The sequence below is a fragment of the Bradyrhizobium sp. LeoB3 genome, assembly GCF_055456055.1.
On record NZ_JBVBEF010000373.1, the window covers coordinates 1 to 505 of the forward strand.

Annotated in this window: 1 protein-coding gene; it reads left to right on the forward strand. The window is 64.6% G+C overall.

Features of this window, described 5'->3' with window-relative positions:
• Positions 1–505 (forward strand): transposase (locus ACZXDY_RS46390; RefSeq protein ID WP_464350084.1); only part of this gene is annotated, 505 nt, incomplete at both ends.

Consider the following 505-nt stretch of genomic DNA (forward strand, 5'->3'; position numbering starts at 1 on the left):
CAGATCCGTGCGTTCCTGCTGGAGCGGGGCATCGCCGTACGCCAAGGCCTGCACTCCCTGCGGTGCGAGTTGCCGGGTATCCTCGCGACGCGCACCGATGTGCTCTCGCCTCGCATGTTGCGCATCATCGAGGATCTGGCGGGCGACTGGCGCCGGCTGGATGCACGTATCGAGGGGCTGTCGAGCGAGATCGAAACGCTGGCCCATCAAGATCAGGCCTGCGAGCGACTGATGACGGTGCCCGGCATTGGCCCGCTCATCTCAAGCGCCATGGTGGCCGCGATCGGCACTGGAGACGTGTTCTCGAAAGGCCGCGACTTCGGCGCCTGGCTTGGACTGGTGCCGAAGCAGATCTCGACCGGCGACCGCACGATCCTGGGCAAGATATCAAGGCGCGGCAATCGCTACCTACGCGCGCTGTTCGTCCAAGCCGCATGGGTGGTGCTGGTCAGGGTGAAGTGCTGGGAGCGCTATGGCCTCAAATCTTGGATCGAAGCCGCCAAGA